Origin of the sequence: Candidatus Erwinia haradaeae, assembly GCF_900698965.1 — a bacterium.
In the GTDB taxonomy this organism is placed as follows: domain Bacteria; phylum Pseudomonadota; class Gammaproteobacteria; order Enterobacterales; family Enterobacteriaceae; genus Erwinia_E; species Erwinia_E haradaeae_A.
Genome location: NZ_LR217725.1, coordinates 1 through 22,530, shown reverse-complemented (window position 1 = coordinate 22,530; position 22,530 = coordinate 1). Strand labels below are relative to the sequence as shown.

The 22,530-nt window shown below is 36.2% G+C and carries 13 protein-coding genes; 7 read left to right on the top strand and 6 right to left on the bottom strand.

Annotation, left to right across the window (positions count from 1 at the left end; all coding sequences use genetic code 11):
* Nucleotides 1-149: 149 nt before the first annotated feature.
* On the bottom strand, nt 150-833 hold the full coding sequence (rpiA, locus tag CIPSTX3056_RS00065; protein ID WP_072666507.1) for a ribose-5-phosphate isomerase RpiA: 684 nt from the start codon (nt 831-833) through the stop codon (nt 150-152).
* Between the two features lie 1,667 nt (nt 834-2,500).
* On the opposite strand from rpiA, the gene tadA reads away from it, so the two are divergent.
* The 7 genes from tadA to apaH all read left to right on the top strand — a co-directional run bounded on the left by tadA (nt 2,501) and on the right by apaH (nt 12,448).
* Complete coding sequence (gene tadA, locus CIPSTX3056_RS00060) at nt 2,501-2,989, top strand: tRNA adenosine(34) deaminase TadA (protein WP_125918796.1); 489 nt, start codon at nt 2,501-2,503, stop codon at nt 2,987-2,989.
* 1,528 nt (nt 2,990-4,517) lie between these two features.
* Nucleotides 4,518-8,408: a phosphoribosylformylglycinamidine synthase gene (gene purL, locus CIPSTX3056_RS00055; RefSeq protein ID WP_072665944.1), complete on the top strand. Its 3,891-nt coding sequence runs from the start codon at nt 4,518-4,520 to the stop codon at nt 8,406-8,408.
* Nucleotides 8,409-8,694: 286 nt separating this feature from the next.
* Nucleotides 8,695-8,964 (top strand): 30S ribosomal protein S16, encoded by a 270-nt coding sequence (gene rpsP, locus CIPSTX3056_RS00050; protein ID WP_072665943.1) that lies wholly within the window; start codon nt 8,695-8,697, stop codon nt 8,962-8,964.
* Nucleotides 8,961-9,512 carry a ribosome maturation factor RimM gene (gene rimM, locus CIPSTX3056_RS00045; RefSeq protein WP_072665942.1) on the top strand — a complete coding sequence of 184 codons (552 nt, stop codon included), beginning with the start codon at nt 8,961-8,963 and terminating at the stop codon, nt 9,510-9,512. The genes rpsP and rimM overlap by 4 nt, the downstream gene beginning before the upstream one ends.
* Nucleotides 9,513-9,561: 49 nt before the next feature.
* On the top strand, nt 9,562-10,314 hold the full coding sequence (trmD, locus tag CIPSTX3056_RS00040; RefSeq protein WP_072665941.1) for a tRNA (guanosine(37)-N1)-methyltransferase TrmD: 753 nt from the start codon (nt 9,562-9,564) through the stop codon (nt 10,312-10,314).
* A 54-nt stretch (nt 10,315-10,368) separates the two neighbouring features.
* A complete protein-coding gene (gene rplS, locus CIPSTX3056_RS00035; RefSeq protein ID WP_072665940.1) occupies nt 10,369-10,716 on the top strand; it encodes a 50S ribosomal protein L19 in 348 nt (115 codons plus the stop codon).
* 916 nt (nt 10,717-11,632) lie between these two features.
* Nucleotides 11,633-12,448: a bis(5'-nucleosyl)-tetraphosphatase (symmetrical) ApaH gene (gene apaH / locus CIPSTX3056_RS00030; protein ID WP_072665939.1), complete on the top strand. Its 816-nt coding sequence runs from the start codon at nt 11,633-11,635 to the stop codon at nt 12,446-12,448.
* A 970-nt stretch (nt 12,449-13,418) separates the two neighbouring features.
* Here the strand turns inward: apaH and rho are convergent.
* The 5 genes from rho to mnmG form a co-directional block, all read right to left on the bottom strand.
* Nucleotides 13,419-14,678, bottom strand: coding sequence for a transcription termination factor Rho (rho, locus tag CIPSTX3056_RS00025; RefSeq protein ID WP_072665938.1), 1,260 nt, complete (start codon nt 14,676-14,678; stop codon nt 13,419-13,421).
* Nucleotides 14,679-15,057: 379 nt separating this feature from the next.
* Nucleotides 15,058-15,375, bottom strand: coding sequence for a thioredoxin TrxA (gene trxA / locus CIPSTX3056_RS00020; protein ID WP_414835982.1), 318 nt, complete (start codon nt 15,373-15,375; stop codon nt 15,058-15,060).
* A gap of 417 nt (nt 15,376-15,792) precedes the next feature.
* Entirely contained in the window at nt 15,793-17,088 is a 1,296-nt protein-coding gene (gene eno, locus CIPSTX3056_RS00015) for a phosphopyruvate hydratase (RefSeq protein ID WP_072666506.1), read from the bottom strand.
* Between the two features lie 159 nt (nt 17,089-17,247).
* Nucleotides 17,248-18,885 carry a CTP synthase gene (locus tag CIPSTX3056_RS00010; RefSeq protein ID WP_072665936.1) on the bottom strand — a complete coding sequence of 546 codons (1,638 nt, stop codon included), beginning with the start codon at nt 18,883-18,885 and terminating at the stop codon, nt 17,248-17,250.
* A gap of 922 nt (nt 18,886-19,807) precedes the next feature.
* Nucleotides 19,808-21,727, bottom strand: coding sequence for a tRNA uridine-5-carboxymethylaminomethyl(34) synthesis enzyme MnmG (gene mnmG, locus CIPSTX3056_RS00005; RefSeq protein WP_072665935.1), 1,920 nt, complete (start codon nt 21,725-21,727; stop codon nt 19,808-19,810).
* Nucleotides 21,728-22,530 lie beyond the last annotated feature (803 nt).

Here is a 22,530-nt window from a genome sequence, read left to right as displayed (position 1 = left end):
TTTGAATAGCTATTACTGAATAGCTATTACTGTATAAAGAAGTTGATCTATGTAAGGTAGTATACATTTATCTTTAACTATAAACATATATAAGCAGTGGCACATGAAATAGCAATCTTGTGCTTTATGATAGCACATTCTTAATGTCATTAGTCTTGAGTGTTCTGCAAAAAAATCTTCTGGAGTATGCTAACTCCATGGGTAGTGCCAATAAGGGCTACATCAGCTCCACGTTCAGCAAATAATCCGACTGTAACCACACCTGTCAAGGCTTTGATTGCTTTTTCTAACTGAATGGGATCACTCATATCTAGGTGATATACGTCAAGAATAACATTACCGTTATCAGTTATCACGTTCTGTCGGTGTTTCGGCCACCCCCCAAGCCTTATGAGTTGACGAGATATATAAGAACGCGCCATCGGGATCACTTCTATTGGAAGAGGGGCTCGACCTAGTTTCTCTACCCTCTTTGAAGTATCTGCAACGCAAACAAAACAATCAGCAACAGCTGCAATGATCTTCTCTCGCGTTAATGCTGCTCCGCCTCCCTTAATCATTTGTAACTGATCATTGATTTCATCTGCACCATCAACATACAGAGGTAGCAGGTGAACATCATTAAGATCAAAAACAGGGATGCCGTATGATTTAAGTCTAACGCTTGAAGACTCTGAACTAGATACTGCACCAGCAATCTGATGCTTTATAGATGCCAAAGCATCAATAAAGTGTGCAGTGGTTGAGCCAGTACCTACGCCAACAATAGTTCCAGATCTAACGTATTTTAGTGCAGCCCAGCTAGCGGTCTTTTTTAGTTGATCACGCGCCATGGATAGATGTCCCATTTCTACTACTACACGATACGTATTTAGTACTCTTGCATTAAATATACGTATTTAGTGCTCTTTAAATATACGTATTTAGCACTCTTTGCATTAAATGAACAGAATATTGCACAATCTAAAGAACGTCTAATGAGTTTAACTAATGAGATGAACGAATACGGAAGATAATCAAAGCATGTATCTTTATTAACTCAGAATATACAATATGTGCTTAATATTTTATATATACAATATATACAATGTATGCATGATCTATTTTGATGTTTATTAAGTATATTAAATATACGCAGAATATTGAAATGGGTTAACACGCCTCTTTTAACCCATATAAGCACGAGTATCCTAATTTATCTTAACTAAGATTAAGATCAATCATAGTTATAATAGCATGTATTAAAATGTTTCACGTAAGTTGGCTATAGTTGGCTATGTTTGAAATTTTCTCTGAATTAGTATTGCGTATATAGTTAATACCTATAGAACTTACCCTAATAATGCTTAATATAGATATTATCTATGTATACCCATAGGGATTAACTTCAGACACTTTAATTTTAATAACACCCTAGGTTTTAGCAAAAGAACACACCAAACATAGGCATGTTAGCCAGGTTTTCTTGTATAGAAAACATCTGGACAATCTTAAATAGAGTAGTATTCTGTTTTGCTTAAAATAACACATCATAAGATAAAATTATAGAACCTCATAGAAACTTAGACACAATACTAACTAACTATATACATCAAGATTAACCAATTATTACCAACTAACATCAATGTATTGCTAACTAACTAACTAACTATATATAGAAGCGCGGCGCTATATAATTCCAGTCGATAAAATTATACAAATAAAATCGTTTAAACTTCATGGGTCTTGACCATTCATACTTTTTGATGAGCCGCTAAGAATAAGAGTAACTATGATGTACTGTATTACTACAGTATCTGCGATGTTTCTGGTAATAATCGCTGTTGCTACCAGAGACGTGGAAGATACTGTAGGGCTAGATTACATGCTCTATGTATTATTATAAAATAAGGATATTGTATATAACATATATATAACAATGTATAAAGAAATTGACTGTACATGTGATTATGTTAACGATTATAGATAGTTTCAGAAATTCTACAAAATATACGCTTAGAATAAAATCATTGGCTATTATGAGTTTTTCTCGTTCATCGTTTGATTCTTGTCATAGCTACTACCTAAAGATAGCAATTAATTATTTTTGCTTTAATCTTTGATACGCTTACATAGGAATTCTTACGCCTAGTATTATCTTATATTATTCAATTAGTGCTAATGTTACTAAGACTATTTGGTGTTTTGTGATGACTAGGTTAAGTATATATATGATCAGCTGTCATTCTAGCATTTAATGAGTGTACTAGAGCTATTTTGTGGTTGTATATATGCTTTATCGCATGAGAAAACCATAGCATTGTCTAGGTGTGCTAAATATGTTTATGCCGCTCAAATGATATCATCAATGCTGTATACACTGCTATGTGTGATTTTCAAAATCCAGCAGCACTATGTTTATAGCAATAATGTAAACATTGGATTTTCTCGTGCAAGCAGTTTTACCTAGACCCCAGGTCTCTATGCATGAGATGATCTAAAAATTTTTGGAGAATCAGAGTTGGCCTATTATCCTGATGAATACTGGATGAAGCGTGCTATCTTGCTAGCAAGCGAAGCGAAGAATCAAGGTGAAGTTCCCGTTGGCGCTGTGCTAGTACTATACAATCAGATTATCGGTGAAGGATGGAATCAGCCCATTAGGTCTAATGACCCAACAGCGCATGCTGAAATTATTGCGCTAAGACACGGAGGCAAAACCCTGCAAAACTATCGTCTCCTAAAGTCAACTCTATATGTCACCCTGGAGCCCTGCATAATGTGTACTGGTGCAATAATTTGCAGTCGCATTAGTCGATTAGTGTGTGGAGCTTATGACACAAAAACGAGTCCGTCTAGTTCCTGTTTTAAAATTTTAGGATCCCCCGTGATAAATCATTATGTTCAAGTTACCTATGGCATATTATCAGAACAATGCTCAAGCATGCTACATGATTTTTTTGACCAGAGAAGAACAGAAAAGAACCCAAGCAATAAAAATCCTATTTAGCTTGAGAGTATCTCCTTCTTAAATGCATGGGTTAGAAGGATAGAGTAGCAAGTAGTACGCGTAGCACACTTAGATGATACGGATGTCATTATTAAGATAATTTGATATCGTGATACACAAACTTGATATTAAGAGCCACTAATGATTATTATTTCAGAATATTTTCTGTAAGGCATTAATTGGTATAAAGTGAATCACTAGGTTGTGATTGAGACGTTGTTATAGAGTAACATTTTAAGTATAGTATTAATATGCTATCTCTCTAAGAAAAGCATATTTAGATTATATAGATGCGTTACTTATTTAAATTATGTCAATTACAATTTATTAATCCGTAAGCTCACATAGCTAAACGTATGTCTGCGTGTTCAGTGAGATGCCATTATCGTGATATAATATAATTATATTATGCGACCAATGGAAATCACAAGGCGCACTAAGAGATTCGTTAATCTAAGCCTATTCTAAATGCTTCAGTACGCAATTTATATGTAAACCAGTTTATGGTGAAATCTATTACAGCTATGGCACTATCCTTAGTATATACTTATTAAGTCATGCTAAAAAATATTATGTATGCATATTTACATGTATATGGTCTAGATGTGTATGCAGATATGCATAGAGATTGAAGATATGTAGTATTTTTTTTGCTTGAATTGACAATGTCATAAAAGACTATACGATAAATTATAATTTCATTACCATTGTGCTCTGGCTTAATTGAGATCAGATGTCACTTGACCTTTTATATCGTAATCTATACCGCATGGTATAGATTACGATATAAGTATGTAATAGGCATAGATAGTAAGAATAAAAAAAAATTTATACAACAATCTGAAGGTACTGCGTAATAATACTGTGGTACACTATATGATGCATCAAGCATTAGATAATGATACAGATCTTATCTTCTTGATACTGTATAACGTCTTTCTCTCAGAGTAAATATTAGTTAGCTTATTAAAATGAGCTTACTACTTACTAAAAATTGAATAATAGCTATTGTGTGATGCATATTATGATAACATTCGCCACGAGAGTTTTAACATCATGAGGACAATTAGTTATTGATGCTAATCAGCAGCTGAGCGTTACTGATCACGCTGTAATAGTTGTGCAATAATTTTATTGGATGATATTCATTTAATATAATTAAAAATTTTCATAACAGTTATTACTTATATGTAATACATATTATGTACTGATATGTAATACATATTATGTATAATTTATATAAAAAATTTTTACTCTATGAAATGTAAAAAATTAGATTAACATAAATCTCGTTCTAATTAGAATCAGTTACAATTATTACTACTGAATATCAATGCATTAAAGATAACTCAAATATTGTAATACCTTTCATATTACATAGTCTGAAAGGTATATTGAAGTAGTAATCAATGCATTGAAGTAGTAATCAATGTTTTGAAGCCTAGTGAAAATTCTATAATATAACATGCTTTGTTCTATGCACCAGTCTAGACACTAGACAGCTCTGACATACAAGAGATCGTTCACTATGATGGAAATTCTACGTGGCCCTACCGCTCTAGCGGTAAGTGGGGTAAAAAAATTACTTCGAGACTGTCAGGAAGCCTGTCTCCCAATCAAAGAGATTCATACTGAATATATTCATTTTATCCATGTAAGTGAGCCACTTACTATAGATCAAAAAACACTCCTGCAGCGCCTTTTATGTTATGGACCTTCTGCAGCTCAGAAGAGCCTGCAAGGGCATATGATTCTAGTCACTCCACGCCCAGGAACTATTTCAGCATGGTCTTCAAAAGCTACTGATCTTGTTAAAAACTGCTCCTTAACTCAGATTCTACGTTTAGAACGCGGTAAGGCTTTTTATATTCAATCTCCTAAATTGTCACAATATCAGTGGCGCGAGCTATCGATATTATTGCATGACCGCATGACAGAAACTGTTTTAACTGATATGTGTCAAGCCGAATGTTTATTTTCAAGGCCCGCTAAAACCTCGTTAAAAATTATCGATATTCTTAGCTTAGGGCGAGATGTTTTAGTAAAGACCAACATGAGGCTTGGTCTTGCTTTGTCCGATAGTGAAATCGATTATCTAATGGATGCGTTTAATAAACTAGGCAGAAATCCGACAGATATTGAGCTATATATGTTTGCTCAAGCTAATTCTGAACACTGTCGTCATAAAATCTTTAATGCGAAGTGGATTATTGATGGTACAAAACAGGCTAAATCATTATTTCAAATGATCAAAAATACTCTCAAGAAAACCCCAGATCATGTTATATCTGCTTACGAAGATAATGCAGCAGTTATGCAGGGGTACGACATTGGTCGATTTTATTCTGATTCAGAAGGGTTGTATCGCTATCATCAAGAAATGACACATATTGTCATGAAAGTAGAAACGCATAATCACCCTACAGCAATTTCTCCATGGCCAGGAGCTGCAACTGGTTCCGGTGGTGAAATTCGTGATGAAGGCGCTACTGGGCGAGGGGCAAAACCTAAATCTGGACTTTTAGGATTTTCGGTATCAAATTTACGCATTCCAGGATTTGAGCAGCCATGGGAGGAGAACTTCGGTAAACCAAATGCTATTTTTAGCGCATTAGATATCATGATTGAAGCTCCACTTGGTGGGGCAGGATTTAACAATGAATTTGGTCGACCTATACTTAATGGCTACTTTCGCACTTATGAGGAAAGGGTTGATAGCCACAATGGCAAGGAAATACGTGGTTATCACAAGCCTATTATGCTAGCGGGGGGTATGGGGAATATTCGCGCAGACCATGTAGAAAAAGATATAATTACGACGGGTGCTAAGATCATCGTCTTGGGTGGACCGGCAATGAATATCGGATTAGGTGGCGGTACAACTTCTTCAGTGACCGCTGGACAATCTAATTCAGATCATGATTTTTCATCTGTTCAGCGTGAAAATCCGGAAATGGGGCGTCGATGTCAAGAAGTGATTGATCGTTGTTGGCAATTAGGACCAGATAACCCAATTTTATCGATTCATGACGTAGGAGCGGGCGGACTCTCTAATGCTGTGCCAGAAATGATGCACCATGCTCAATGTGGTGGAAAATTTAATTTACGTGCAATCCTGAATAGTGAACCCGGTATGAGTCCATTAGAAATCTGGTGTAACGAGTCACAGGAACGTTATCTTATAGCGATTCATAGTCAAAGCATCTCACTTTTCGATGCAATATGCAGGCGTGAACGTGCACCATACTCAGTAATTGGAGAGGCCATTCAAGAGAGACACATATCGCTGTTTGACAGCTATTTTGGTACTACCGTAATTGACATTCCAGTTGATCTTTTGTTAGGTCATACGCCTACGATGATACGTACTGTTTCAAGTTTTCAAGTAATAGGTAAACAACTTATTCGCGATGATATATCTATTCCTGATGCAGTATACCGTATATTACATTTACCTGCAGTGGCAGAGAAGACGTTTTTAGTTACGATCTGTGATCGTTCTATTGGTGGTATGGTTACTCGTGATCAAATGATAGGCCCATGGCAGATTCCAGTAGCTAATTGTGCGGTAACTAGCGCTAGCTTATCACGAGATTGTTATTATGGTGAAGCAATGGCGATTGGCGAACGCACTCCAGTTGCCTTATTAAACTTTGTGGCTTCTGCTAGATTAGCCGTTGGTGAGGCTATTACTAATATTGTTACAACATACATCGGCTCTATGTCGCGTATAAAATTATCGGCAAATTGGATGGTTGCTTCTGGTCATCCAGGTGAAGAGGCGGGGCTCTACTCTGCAGTACAAGAGATTAGCGAGAAATTATGTCCAGAGCTTGGCATTACCATTCCAGTAGGTAAAGATTCAATGTCTATGAAAACTTACTGGAATCAGGACAATATAGAGCATGAGGTTACCTCACCTTTGTCCCTAGTCATTACTGCTTTTTCTCGTGTAGAGGACATACGAAAAACGGTAACACCACAACTCAAGATTTGTGATAATACACTGTTACTTATTGATCTAGGAAATGGTCATAACGCTTTAGGTGCTACGGCTTTATCACAAGTTTACCGTCAGTTAGGAGCTCACACTGCAGATATACGCAATGTACAGCAATTAGCAAATTTTTGGACTGCCGTCCAGGAACTTCTTTTCAAGGGGTATATTCTTGCCTATCATGATCGATCAGACGGCGGACTATTCATGACACTTGCAGAAATGACCTTTTCTGGACATTGCGGGATGGAGATTGATATTGCCAGTCTTGATCACGATAATTTGGCGGTGCTCTTTAATGAAGAGCTTGGCGCAGTCATTCAGATAGCTACTACTGATATACATTCGGTGAGAAAAATTCTAGCGGATCATCAATTGAGCTCTTGTGTGCATCTCTTAGGAAAAGCTACAAGCGGTGATTGCTTCAGAATTTCTCGAGGTTCATCAATAATTTATAGTCAAAGTCGATCTACTTTACGTGCTTGGTGGGCGGAAACGACCTGGCAGATCCAGCGTCTTCGTGATAACCCGGACTGCGCGGATGAAGAGCATACAGGTAAACTGAATACTCAGGATCCAGGACTCAATGTTGTACTTACCTTTGATCCGCAAGAAGACATTGTCTCTCTATTAATTTCTACTGGGATTAAACCTAAAGTAGCAGTTTTGCGTGAACAGGGTGTTAATTCTCATGTTGAGATGGCTGCTGCGTTTTATGAAGCTGGATTTGAGGTAATTGATGTTCACATGAGTGATCTGTTGTCAGGTCGTCACCGTTTACAGGATTTTCACGTTTTAGTCGCGTGTGGAGGTTTTTCATATGGCGATGCACTTGGTGCAGGTGAAGGATGGGCTAAGTCAATTTTATTCAATAATTTTTTGAGAGACGAATTTACAGCATTCTTTCAGCGCCAACAAACGTTGACGTTAGGTGTATGCAATGGCTGCCAAATGCTCTCTAATCTTCGTGAACTTATACCAGGCAGCACAGCCTGGCCTCGTTTTGTTCGTAATCAATCAGAACGCTTTGAAAGCCGATTTAGTTTAGTAGAGGTTGAAAGTACTGTATCACTTTTATTAGATGGTATGAGTGGCTCACGAATTCCTATTGTAGTAGCGCATGCTGAAGGTTATGCAGAGATGGGCAGCGCGCTTCAGCTAAAACATTTAGAAAACAAAAGGTTAGTAGCGTTACGTTTTGTTGATAATTTTGGTAAAATAACTGAGAAATATCCAGCCAACCCCAATGGTTCGCCACGCGGAATCACTGCGGTAACTAACGAGAGTGGTTGCGTTACGATTATGATGCCGCACCCAGAGCGCGTATACCGTACCATTACTCATTCGTGGCATCCACTAGAATGGGGAATCGATGGACCCTGGATACGTATTTTTCGTAATGCTCGTAAACAGCTAGGTTAAGAACCGTACATATGTGAAATATTCATTTCAATGGATATTAGAATTAGAGATTTTATATATCTATATATATTTTATATACCTATCGTGCAAGGCCAGGTGTAATGTAGATTACATTAAGACTGAATAAAATTGACTGTTATTAATAATAATTAATATGTAATTTTGTGTAATATAAGGTTTGAGATAATGCATCAGTCACTCAAAATTTATACGAGTAGAATATAGTTCTATGCCTTATTATGTATAATAATAAGGCTAAATCATTGTCTCAGTATGGAGAATTGTTATGGTAATAATTCGTTTAGCACGTCATGGGGCAAAGAAGCGTCCATTTTATCAAGTTGTTGTTACAGATAATCGTAATGCACGTGATGGTCGCTTTATTGAGCGGGTAGGATTTTTTAATCCCATTGCATCGGGTAATGCCGAGCCATTGCATTTAGATTTAGAGCGTATTCACCTCTGGATCAGTCAAGGCGCACGCTTATCTAATAGGGTGTATAAACTAATAAAAAAAATAAAAACACAGGATGATCGCGTCAAGCGCTCAACATGACACAACCCATGAGTGTCCAGCCTCCCTTCAACCCATTAAGCATAGGAATGATGGGTCCCCCTTATGGTGTTTATGGTTGGTTAAAAGTTTCTTCTTATACCGAGGTGGTTACAAGCATGATCCATTATCAACCCTGGTTTATTCAGAGAGGTGGTCAATGGCATCTACTTGAGCTAGAAAAATGGAAGAAGTATAAAAATCAATTAATTATTAAAGTAAAGGGAATTGAGAATCGTAATAACGTAACAGAGAGACTCACTAACTATGAATTAATTATAGATTCAGAAAGCCTACCAGTACTGCAGGATGGTGACTTTTACTGGAAAGATCTTGTTGGCTGCCAAGTTATCAATACAGAACGCCATGCATTAGGTAAAGTTGTACAAATCATTGAAACCGGTGCAAATGACGTGCTTATCGTGCATGCCAATTTACAAGACAATCGCCATACAAGAGAGAGATTGATTCCATTTATTGAGAGAATAGTAATTAAGGACGTTAATCTTATGACTCGCATAATTTCTGTAGACTGGAGCACAGAGTGTTAATGAGACAATTTTTATCATCTTATACCAAGATTGCATTCTAGAGAAACATATGTGGATTGGTGTGATAAGTCTTTTTCCTGCAATGTTTTACGCTATTACCGAGCATGGAGTAACTGGTCGGGCAATTAAAAACGGTCGTATTAGCTTTAAGAGCTGGAATCCACGTGATTTCACGCATGATAGGCATTGTACTGTAGATAAACGCGTTTATGGTGGTGGTCCAGGGATGTTAATGACAGTACAACCATTAAGAGATAGCATCCAAGCTGCCAAAGAAGCGGCAGGCGTAGGTGCAAAGGTGATCTATTTATCACCTCAGGGTTATAAGCTTGATCAGTACGGGGTATCAAAACTCGCAAACTATCAAAAATTAATTTTAGTCTGTGGTCGCTATGAAGGAATTGACGAGCGTATTATTCAAAGCGATATCGATGAAGAATGGTCTGTTGGAGACTATGTACTAAGCGGAGGGGAATTACCAGCTATGACGCTTATTGATGCAATTTCTCGTCTTTTACCTGGTGTTTTAGGTAAAAAATCTTCAGCCAAACAAGATTCTTTTGTTAATGGTTTGCTAGATCACCCACACTATACCAGGCCAAAAATATCAGAAGGTCAGGAAGTGCCGCCTGTTTTATTATCAGGAGATCACGATAATATTAAACGCTGGCGGATGAAGCAGTCAATACTACGTACTTGGCTGCGTAGGCCGGAATTGCTGGTAAATCTAGAGCTTAGTCAAGAGCAAGAGTCTTTACTGAGGGAATGCCAGGGTGAGCACCTAAAATTAAAAAAACTATAATATAAGAACAATCCTATGTTAAACGATTCACTAACTTAAAATTATGGTGACATAATGAGTGGCATACTGCAACAAATCGAAAAAGAACAGCTTAAGAAAAATATACCTTCCTTCCGTTCTGGCGACTCTGTAGAAGTTACAGTATGGGTGTTTGAAGGCATAAAAAAACGTCTACAAGCCTTCGAGGGCGTTGTAATTGCTATTCGCAATCGTGGATTGAACTCTGCATTTACAGTTCGCAAGATAGCTAGTGGAGAAGGTGTTGAGCGCGTTTTTCAAACTCATTCTTCTATGATTCACGGCATTATCATTAAACGTCGTGGTTCTGTGCGTAAAGCAAAATTATACTATCTCCGTGAGCGTACTGGTAAGGCAGCACGTATTAAGGAGCGTCTCTGCTGATTGGTAAACATTATTAACCTTTTGCGTAATGTAAGGTTTTAGCAAGCATAAAAGTCTTGTTTATTTCCTGTAACGAGTCACAGCAGATCTAAGCGCAATAAAAATAAAATAATACATCCTTATTATGAGGTATGTGAAAATCTCTGCATTATTATGAGGTTTGATGTATACCCAGGTTTTATTTCTTGGCAGCGTTATCACTATAAATCGATACATTTGAGAATAAAAATCTAGAGATCAATGACGTATAGTAGATCGTAAAATAAAAGCATAATCTCTTCTCGATATTGCCTGGGTACTTTTTGAAGATCTTGGCATGTAGGTCAGGTAATATTTGTGCCTATTGTATCGATCAGAATAAACCATCCAACAACCGTTACATGTAATTATTAGAAAGTACTAATATTAGATAATATCCAGGCAGTTATCCTGTTTTCTACAGAATATTTACTATAGATATACCAACATACAGCGCTATTTAATATTGCTCAAGCTGAGTGCAATACTATAGATAGTTTTTAAATACTCATATTTTAATCATACAGTACTAGATTTTATCTTAGAAGTCTTGAGTATCTCTAGAGTAGAGCAGATTTGTTTGGATATTACTTTTTTGTTATGAGGGCGTGCTGATTCTCATAACTCCAAACCAAATGTTAGAGGTTGTTGTTTTTAAAAATTCAAAAACATAAGATTCTAGTAGATTTTCAGAAACAGCATGCATGCACACACATAACCAAATAGTAATTGCTATAGTATGTATGGACCATTCAATGCAAGTGAAATTTTTAAATAATACAACACTAGATTAATAAGTCGATATTGATATGATTTATGGTTATTTTGTCATAAACTCTATTGAGCAAACAAGGTATAACTTACCTAGTTACACATATTTTAGTCTGCTGGTTAATATATGAGCACTTACTTTATTGGTGATATTCATGGTTGTTATAATGAGTTACAGTTATTACTAGCTCAAGTAAAATTCAATCCTGATACCGATCAGTTGTGGTTAACCGGCGATTTAGTTGCCAGGGGTCCGAATTCTCTTGAAGTATTGCGTTTTGTGAAAAGACTAGGTCAGTGTGTTAAGCTAGTTTTAGGTAATCATGATCTACATCTTTTAGCAATTTATGCGGGAAAACGTCGTAATAAACCAAAAGATTGTCTCAATACATTACTGGTATCTAATGATATTAGATCACTAATTGATTGGCTACGATGTCAACCTTTAGTACAGATTGATGAAGAACGTAAGATCATCATGTCTCATGCAGGAATTACACCTCAGTGGGATCTTAACACAGCCAGGACGTGTGCAAACGAAATTGCATTGATACTGAGCTCTAACAGCTATCAGCTATTTCTTGATGAAATGTATGGGGATTTTCCAAATTATTGGTCACCACATTTAACTGGAATGGCACGATTACGTTTTATCACCAACGCCTTAACACGTATGAGATATTGTTTACCTAGTGGTCAGCTAGATATGATTTCAAAAGAATTGCCTCATCGGGTAATGCCCTCGTTAAAGCCATGGTTTGGGATGCCAAGAAATATTTCAAAAGACTATACTATCATCTTTGGACACTGGGCGGCGCTAGCGGGTAGAGGAGTACCTAAAGGAGTGATTGCGTTAGATACTGGTTGTTGCTGGGGCGGATGTCTCACGATGTTGCGTTGGAGCGATAAGAAGGTATTTACACAAGCTGCACTTCGCGCTTAATAACTTGATATCTTATTTTGGTTAGGAGCCTGTCTCAAGACACATCTGTCTTGTATAACACGGTATGCTTGTTGAAGCTAGATACAATAAAGTATCGCTTGATGGGTCCAGAGAGATGTTTTGTCTTAATGATATATTGGTTCGCATCGTCATAAATTTTATTATATGATATATATGTTAAATATAAAATTATTCTAATTTATTTTTTAATGCAATTAATCTAAGATGGTTAACTGAAGTAGTATATACCCTAGCATTAACTAAGAACTGTTAATAATGCTATATTTTCTGCACTTTCAAAATAATATAATGATAGAAACTTACCAAACCTTAGAACTTTCATAGGGCTAAAATTATGTATTTTACCAGAAATAAGAATGATTTTCATATATTTTATTTAACTTATATGGTATTAGATAGATCTGTTCAGTGATCTCTAATTTCCCCCTACTATATAGGGGTCATTACATAACCTCCAATAGCATACAAGTATCAGTGAGTGATATGTAATCACATGAACTCAAATGATTAATGTGATTAATATGCTTTTTTGTTTAGTTATGCGCGAGATGTTTAAAATTTAATACAACAAGGATTGGCTACTCTTCTTACAATATGCATCTATGCTGCATATGTGTGTCTATGCCCTGACATTAGAGAGCATTGGGATTTTTATTCTAAATCAACAGATACTCTTGTAATATTTATCTATCTATAATCATTAATATATCAATAATAATTGATATATTAATGATGTTGATATCAATCAACGGTCTCCTGGCTGTACAAATACATGATCAGTCAAGAGATATACAGATTGATCATGTATAATACTATTGATTATGCATGTTTTTTATGAACATATTTTGGAGTTAACTGATAGCTGTGTCAATTTTAAACTGTATCGAGTCGATTATTGAACTTAAACATTATCTTTGAACTGGAACTGAAAATTTAAGGAGCTTATATATTATGAACGCTTCATCATATCAAAAAATTCATCATTAGTTTTGCTCATAGATAACTTGTTCATGAGGAACTCCATAGCATCAATTTCACCCATTGGGTGAATAATTTTACGTAATATCCACATTTTTTGCAACTCTTCCGCAACCGTAAGTAACTCCTCTTTACGCGTCCCAGATCGATTATAATCAATAGCTGGAAAGACACGTTTCTCAGCAATCTTACGTGCTAAATGCAATTCCATATTCCCAGTACCTTTAAATTCTTCATAGATAACCTCATCCATTTTAGAACCAGTATCCACTAAAGCGGTGGCGATAATAGTTAGACTACCACCCTCTTCTACATTACGTGCAGCGCCAAAAAAACGCTTTGGTCGATGCAGGGCATTGGCATCAACTCCTCCAGTTAACACCTTGCCGGAGGCAGGCACAATAGTATTATAAGCGCGTGCTAGGCGCGTAATTGAATCAAGTAAAATTATAACATCTTTTTTATGCTCAACTAAACGTTTTGCTTTTTCAGTGACCATTTCAGACACTTGTACATGACGTGACGCAGGTTCATCAAAAGTAGATGCTATCACCTCGCCTTTTACTAATCGTTGCATTTCCGTGACTTCTTCTGGGCGTTCATCGATCAGAAGCACCATTAAAACACACTCAGGATGATTATAAGCAATACTTTGTGCAATATTTTGAAGTAATATTGTTTTACCAGCCTTAGGTGGGGCAACAATTAAGCCACGCTGGCCGCGCCCAATAGGAGCAGCTAAGTCTAATACACGAGCAGTTAAGTCTTCAGTAGAGCCATTGCCACGCTCCATACGCAAACGCGAATTGGCATGCAATGGTGTGAGATTTTCAAATAAAATTTTATTTCGTGCGTTCTCTGGTTTTTCATAATTCACTTCATTTACTTTTAATAGCGCAAAATAACGCTCCCCTTCTTTTGGTGGGCGAATCTTTCCAGAAATCGTATCACCAGTGCGAAGATTAAAGCGTCTAATTTGGCTAGGGGAAACATAGATATCATCGGGACCAGCAAGATAAGAGCTGTCGCTAGAACGTAAAAAACCGAATCCATCTTGCAATATTTCCAGGACCCCATGTCCGAAGATATCTTCGCCACTTTTTGCGTGTTGTTTAAGTATAGAAAAAATAATATCCTGTTTACGCATACGTGCTAGGTTTTCAAGACCTATATTCTCACCGAGAATGATGAGATCGGAAACCAGAGTATTCTTTAAGTTGGTAAGATTCATAATGGTGGGTTCTTAGTTCTTAATCTTGAGGTAGAGATCGAATAATTAATAATAAAACAACATACGGATTAAAAATCTACTCCTGTTTATATTAGTACCTAGATTTGAAGTGCGCCCAAAGATGGCATTTAGAAAAGTACATAACGTACATAACGTACATAACGTACATATATAAAATGAGGCAACGGTCAGAAAACACAAACCTAAGCAAACTTAACCATCAAATTTCTGAATATTGGTTAAACTTAGATGACTTGCTGCTAAAACTGGAGCGCATCCTACACGTGGAATAAGGATAAGGGTAGTATAATCATGTTGTATGATTCACCATAACACGCTTAGTCCTGACCGTCTAGCTGTAAGAGAAAAATTTACACTTTTAGCTACAGTGTTGGTTTAAAAAATCATTAAGGTTGCCTTTAGATAGCACTCCAACTTTAGTGTCAAGCAAAAGACCGTTTTTAAACAGCAGTAAAGTTGGGATGCTACGAATACTATATTTTAGTGCAGTATCAGGGTTTTGTTCAACATTAAATTTCGCAACTATTAGTTTTTTTCTGTATTCAACAGCTATTTCATCCAGTATAGGAGAAAGTATTTTACAAGGACCGCACCACTCTGCCCAGAAGTCAACTAGTATCAGACCCTCTGTATTTAAAACAATGGTGTCAAAATTTACATCAGTTAAATGAATCATTATATTTATCCTATAAAGTTTAAAAATATCTGTTTCGATCATACTGTATACCGATTATACTACATGAGTAGTATTAAGCGTTATATATATTATTGTTTATGACAGCCTCACATTCTATAAAAAGTAATTATGAGAAATCTTAAATAGTGTGTTCATATCTTGTCTTATTGAAGGCAGGCCACGCATAGATTCTGCGTTGGCAATTTACAAGAATTAGGTATTACCTTACATATTATCCTTTGCATATTAAATATGTATGAAGGATATGGTATCTATAAAACTTATATGGTATAAAACAACCCTTATAAGATATATCGTCTAAAGCTTGTAAAACACTCAAATAAATAGTTCATTTATCAATATTTAGTTGCATTACGTATATTATTAATACATAAACGTAACATTATGTAATCATAATTATCGATGTTTTACTTCTTTAAGGCCATGAAATGGTGCGCGATTACCCAAGGCTTCTTCAATTCGGATGAGTTGATTATATTTAGCAACACGATCAGACCGACTCATGGATCCAGTTTTAATTTGCCCTGCGGAAGTACCAACCGCAAGATCTGCAATAGTTACATCTTCAGTTTCACCAGACCGATGAGAAATAATGGTACTGTACCCTGCATCTTTAGCCATCTTAATAGCCGATAATGTTTCAGTTAATGAGCCAATCTGGTTTAATTTTATTAGAATAGCGTTTCCAATCCCTTGCTGGATACCGCGTTGTAATCTAGTAGTGTTAGTTGCAAATAAGTCATCACCTACTAGTTGAATTTTATCACCTAATACTTGTGTCTGATACAAAAATCCAGCCCAATCAGATTCATCCAGGCCATCCTCAATAGAACCAATAGGATATTGTCTAGTAAGATCAGTTAAAAAGTGTGTAAACTCTGCTGCAGAAAACACTGTATGATTTTCTCCAGGTAAGATATACTTACCGTCTTTGTATAGTTCGGAAGCAGCACAGTCTAATGCTAAAAGGATGTCATGACCCAATTTGTAACCTGCTGCTTGAATTGCTTCAGAAATCAACTCTAGCGCATCTACAGTGGTTTTGATATTAGGAGCATAACCACCTTCATCACCAACTGTGGTGCTCATATTTTTTGAACGCAATATCTCTCCAAGCGTGTGAAAAATTTCAGATCCGACACGCACTGCTTCTTTGAATGTTTTTACACTAACGGGTTGAATCATAAACTCCTGTATATCTAAATTATTATTAGCATGTTTTCCACCATTAATGATATTTATCATGGGTAAAGGCATGGAGAATTTTCCTGCAGTACCATTAAGCTCTGATATATGCTCGTATAAGGGGATCCCTTTGGAAGCTGCGGCAGCTTTAGCAGTAGACAAGGAAACAGCTAGAATTGCGTTAGCACCAAACTGTGATTTATTCTCTGTGCCATCTAGATCGATCATTATCTGATCTATATGAGCCTGGTCTCTAGCGTTTTGCCCCTTGATAGCTTTAGCAATAACACCATTAACAGTATCTACGGCCTTCCTTACACCCTTTCCAAAAAAACGTAGCGCATCGCCATCACGTAACTCTAGTGCTTCATGTGAACCAGTAGACGCTCCAGAAGGCACGGACGCAAGACCTACAAAGCCTCCCGCTAAGTGAGCTTCTACCTCTACTGTTGGATATCCACGAGAGTCAATAATTTCTCTAGCTAGTATTTGAATAATCTTAGACATTTCTAAATTCCCTCTTGGTTTTTTTATAGCGATGTTATACATAATAGATTATTAATCCTCAATATAGATGCAATTAAAAGCATTAACAATACACAATATCTGCATGATTATACAGATGGCATCTATTCAGAACACATCTGAGCTTACTTTTGATCGGTTTTATTTTTTAAAATTTTTTTGATATCGAAACGCAGCTTGTATAAAACCTATAAACAGTGGATGACCATCTCTGGGTGTAGACGTAAATTCTGGATGAAATTGACATGCCAAAAACCAGGGATGACTGGGGATTTCAATAATCTCAACTAACTGGTTATCTCCGGAATGACCGGTCACACGCAAACCAGCTTCTTTAATTTGCTTTAAAAAATTCTTATTTATCTCATAGCGATGACGATGACGTTCTATAATCATCTTTGAGCCGTACAAGTTATGAGCCAAGCTATGATGGGTTAATTGACATTGCTGACTTCCTAGTCGCATAGTACCACCGAGATTGCTTTGTTCAGTGCGCTGTATAATATTACCTTGTGAGTCATGCCATTCAGTAATCAAGGCAACTACTGGGTATTGACATGCAGGTGAGAATTCTGTTGAATTTGCATCTGCCATATGCACCACATTTCTAGCAAATTCGATTACCGCCAGTTGCATACCTAGACAAATGCCTAGATAAGGAACTTGATTTTCACGAGCATACTGCACTGTGAGTAGCTTACCATGTATACCTCGACAACCAAAACCACCAGGAATTAGGATAGCATCTAAATCTTTTAAACGATCTATACCACGAGATTCAATATCCTGTGAATCAATAAGGTCAATGTGTACTGTTACACGATTTTTTAACCCAGCATGTTTTAGAGCTTCAATAACCGATTTATAAGCATCTGGTAGTGCAACATATTTTCCTACCATTCCTACATGCAGCTCACCGCAAGGATTAGCTTCTTCATAAACAACTTGTTCCCACTCTCCTAAATCTGCTTCTGGTACATGTAAATTAAAATGTTTACAGATGTAATCATCTAGTCCTTGTGATTTCAACATGCCCGGAATTTTATAAATAGAATCAACATCTTTAAGAGATATTACCGCTTTTTCAGCTACATTACAAAATCTTGCAATTTTTCTGCATTCATTTACTGGTACACTAAAAGTAGATCTACAAATGAGCACATCTGGTTGAATACCAATGGATAGCAGTTCTTTGACTGAATGCTGTGTTGGTTTGGTTTTTACCTCACCTGCTACCGCCAAATATGGAACTAGAGTTAAGTGGATGTACATGGTATGCGCGCGATCTAGATCCACTGCCATTTGACGAATAGCTTCTAAGAATGGTAATGATTCAATATCACCAACAGTGCCTCCAATTTCTACTAAAACTACACCATAACCAACACCTCCTTCAGTAATTTGTTCTTTGATGGCATTTGTAATATGCGGGATAACTTGAACCGTTGCCCCCTGGTAATCTCCACGTCGTTCTTTATGTAATACATCCGCATAAATACGACCAGTGGTACAGTTATTGCGACGACCCATTCGGGTTCGAATAAAACGCTCGTAGTGTCCAAGATCTAGATCAGTTTCCGCGCCATCACCAGTAACGAATACCTCGCCGTGTTGTGTTGGGCTGATTGTTCCTGGATCAACGTTAATATATGGATCTAGCTTTATAATTGTAACAAGCAAACCACGTGCTTCTAGAATAGCAGCTAAAGAACCAGCAACAATACCTTTACCTAGAGACGAAACGACCCCGCCAGTAATAAATATATAATTTGTTGTCATGCTTGATCTGAACCTGAGAATAATAATGATGAGATTTATATCTAGACAAGTTTAAAAGTATTTCTAAAATATGGGGATTCTTATAACTGCTTTCTACGTCTAACGTCATCGCATTTCAAGTATGTTCGATTATAGGTTATACAACCTGAATGCTTATGATACAATACTCATGCACTCATGAAATAGTGCATTATTACTGGGGCGTTTGATTTAGTAATTTTTAACAGAACGCGCAATAGCTAGGCTTTAAATCTTTTTTACGTTCTGTAATGGTCAATAATGATCGTTGTTAATTCTTGCGATCATTGTATACAGAAATTTTTTCTATGATCTCTAAAATAGAAAATATTTAGAATCTTTTTCTATTCCAAAACTTAATTAAGTAAGTATATACGATGTATAATCTTGTATAGATTAAAAATTTAACTTTATGAGGATATTTTATGAGGACATAGTGAATTTTTCAATAGAATACTTTTCATTTGAATGAAGATTATCTTGTTAAAGATATCTTTCTAGTTTAGGAGTAAGCATTATTCTAATAAATAATTAGCATTACCGATAATACTATCCAATCATAGCATAATTTGTTTTTGAATACTACCCATTTATTTTTATCAAACCTGCTTAAATGTGAGCTAAACGGGTAATATATAAAATATATAATATATAAAATATATAAAGATATATATGCAATCATCATGCATTTAAGTTACATACCGATGTAGATTAAAATGCATTATCTTAAGTACTTTGATTGATGATCTGAATGATTTATAATATTAAAAATTTTTTATTGATTTCTTTAAATCTATTATGTTATAGGTTCAACTAGACTGATATATTTAAAATCAGTAACGTAATAGATATCTCTGTTTCAGATATCAGTCACTATTACTGATGGTTTCGTGCTGAAAATACTCTATCCTAATTGTGGGTTCCTTAAACATTTTGGATTAAAAGTTTGTAATAGACCTCTTTTTTTTAAAAAAATAAGTAGAATAGAGATAATCGCTGGCGTAATACCAGATATGCGTGATGCTTGACCAATTGATTCTGGTTTGTGGCGCATAAGCTTAACTAATGCTTCGTTAGATAGTCCTTTTATTTGAGTGTAATCCAAATGAATGGGAATAGGGGTGTTTTCATTTTGTATGTGCTTATTGATTTCTTGTTGTTGACGAAGAATATATCCTTCATATTTTATCTGAATCTCTACCTGTTCGGAAGCTTGAGCGTCAGATAACAAAGGCCCAAATTGATCTAACTGTATTAGTTTTTGATATGTAACTTCTGGGCGTCGTAATAGTTCTTCACAATTAGTTGCTTTTATGATCTCTCCATTAATGATAGCATTGATTTGAGAGATGTTTGGTGCGTCAGGAAATACTCTGGTCTCTCTGAGCCTCTGGCGCTCTTTTTCAATGTTTTCTAGTTTTTGATTCAAATGCGTCCAACGAATATCATTAACCAAGCCAAATTTACGCCCAATGGCGGTTAGCCTTAAATCAGCATTGTCTTCTCGTAACATGAGACGGTATTCAGCACGGGCTGTAAACATACGATAAGGCTCAGTAGTTCCTCTAGTGCATAAGTCATCTACTAGCACACCTAGATAAGCCTGATCACGTCTTGGAACCCAGCCATTGTGACCATCTATAAACTGTCCTGCATTCAGACCAGCTAGCAATCCCTGTGCTGCGGCTTCCTCATAACCAGTTGTGCCATTAATCTGACCAGCTAAAAATAGTCCGTGAATATATTTGCTTTCTAGAGTTTTTTGAAGATCACATGGATCAAAAAAATCATATTCTACAGCATACCCAGGACGAATAATCACTGCATTATGCATTCCATTTATAGAGCGAATCATATCCATCTGAACATCAAAAGGGAGGCTAGTAGAAATACCATTTGGATAAATTTCATTACTAGTTAAACCTTCTGGCTCTAAAAATATCTGATGTGCATGACGATCAGGAAAACGTATGATTTTCTCTTCTATCGATGGGCAGTAGCGCGGACCAATGCTCTCAATAGAGCCATTGTACATCGGACTACGATGAAGATTTCGACGAATAATATCATGAGTTTTTTCATTAGTATGTGTAATATAACAAGGAATTTGTTGAGGGTGTTGATTGATATTGCCTAAAAATGAAAAAACAGGCAAAGGGGTATGACCGTGTTGTGGTTGCATGATATTAATATTAATACTTTTCACATCAATTCGAGGTGGTGTTCCTGTTTTAAGGCGACTCACATGTATAGGCAGTTCTCGTAAACGACAGGCTAGTGCATTAGATGGAGAGTCTCCTGCGCGCCCCCCTTGATAGTTTTTTTTGCCTATATGAATCTTACCATCTAGAAAAGTGCCAACAGTTAGAACTACAGCTTTAGCTCGAAATTTAATACCTATTTCAGTACATACACCAATAATGTAATTATCTTTAATTAACAAATCTTCCACTGCTTGTTGCAGTACTAATAAATTCACTTGATCTTTTAATGCAGCATAGATTACTTGACGATATAGCAGGCGATCAGCTTGAGCTCGAGTAGCACGTACCGCGGGCCCTTTGCTAGCATTGAGTATTCTAAATTGAATACCGGCTTGGTCAATAGCTTCCCCCATCAGGCCTCCTAATGCATCTATCTCTCTCACTAGGTGGCCTTTTCCAATACCACCAATGGCAGGGTTACAAGATAATTGACCTAATGTCTCGATATTCTGAGTTAGTAATAATGTTCGTTTCCCTATACGTGCAGCAGCCATGGAAGCTTCCGTTCCGGCATGGCCACCACCGATAACGATAATGTCAAAGGGTTCTGGATAAAACATGATATTATATCTCGTGGTTTATAGCTAAATATGGATACACGTTGCTAGTACGACATGTGCATGGAGCTTATAGGTTACATAAATGTCAAATATTTATCTAAAATAAAAATCCTTCATTAAAGCCTAAATTAATCTCTTTAGTATAACAAGCGCTGTTTTGTCTGCAGCAATTTTAGGCAGTCACTAGCCTTAGTAATAAATGCTACTTTATGGCTACTAATAGTGCAGTGAAAAATTAGTAAAACTAAATAATATTAGTACTTAATCACTCTAGTACCTTATCAAGTTTCTAAAAAGTTTTTGATGTGATTACAATCACACTGTATTAATATCATAATGCTGCTTTTGTAAAAAATATATTTTTCAGTTGCTCAATTAATTGCTTAAAAATGGTTCTCTCTGAATAAATTATGATGGCATGAATAGCATTAACTGTGTGTTTTATTATAAACTATCAGTACTGTATATATCTCTATGAAATATGTCTCCATAAAGTCTATTGTATACTGTATATGAAGTATCTATTTTTAGAGTGACGCAGCATTACCCATGGATAACACATCATACAACCATAGAGACGCTTCTAAGTGCGCGGCGCGAAGGATGCTAGAAGTGATCAATATAAATATAGAAGATAGAAGAAATATATATAGTAATCTTTGCTTTAAAAGGGTACTAAATGAAAAATTACGACTGAATCATGCCAAAACGATTACAAATCTCGACACATGTTTGCGCATGATGAAACTGATTAATCTACATGATACGTAGCTATACAATGAATGCTATTAATATATTGATAA

Coding starts and splice junctions, on each gene's coding strand:
- rimM (WP_072665942.1), top strand. CDS start 8,961: ATGACACAACCCATGAGTGTCCAGCCTCCCTTCAACCCATTAAGCATA.
- trmD (WP_072665941.1), top strand. CDS start 9,562: ATGTGGATTGGTGTGATAAGTCTTTTTCCTGCAATGTTTTACGCTATT.
- rplS (WP_072665940.1), top strand. CDS start 10,369: ATGAGTGGCATACTGCAACAAATCGAAAAAGAACAGCTTAAGAAAAAT.
- rpsP (WP_072665943.1), top strand. CDS start 8,695: ATGGTAATAATTCGTTTAGCACGTCATGGGGCAAAGAAGCGTCCATTT.
- mnmG (WP_072665935.1), bottom strand. CDS start 21,727: ATGTTTTATCCAGAACCCTTTGACATTATCGTTATCGGTGGTGGCCAT.
- apaH (WP_072665939.1), top strand. CDS start 11,633: ATGAGCACTTACTTTATTGGTGATATTCATGGTTGTTATAATGAGTTA.
- rho (WP_072665938.1), bottom strand. CDS start 14,678: ATGAATCTTACCAACTTAAAGAATACTCTGGTTTCCGATCTCATCATT.
- trxA (WP_414835982.1), bottom strand. CDS start 15,375: ATGATTCATTTAACTGATGTAAATTTTGACACCATTGTTTTAAATACA.
- eno (WP_072666506.1), bottom strand. CDS start 17,088: ATGTCTAAGATTATTCAAATACTAGCTAGAGAAATTATTGACTCTCGT.
- CIPSTX3056_RS00010 (WP_072665936.1), bottom strand. CDS start 18,885: ATGACAACAAATTATATATTTATTACTGGCGGGGTCGTTTCGTCTCTA.
- rpiA (WP_072666507.1), bottom strand. CDS start 833: ATGGCGCGTGATCAACTAAAAAAGACCGCTAGCTGGGCTGCACTAAAA.
- purL (WP_072665944.1), top strand. CDS start 4,518: ATGATGGAAATTCTACGTGGCCCTACCGCTCTAGCGGTAAGTGGGGTA.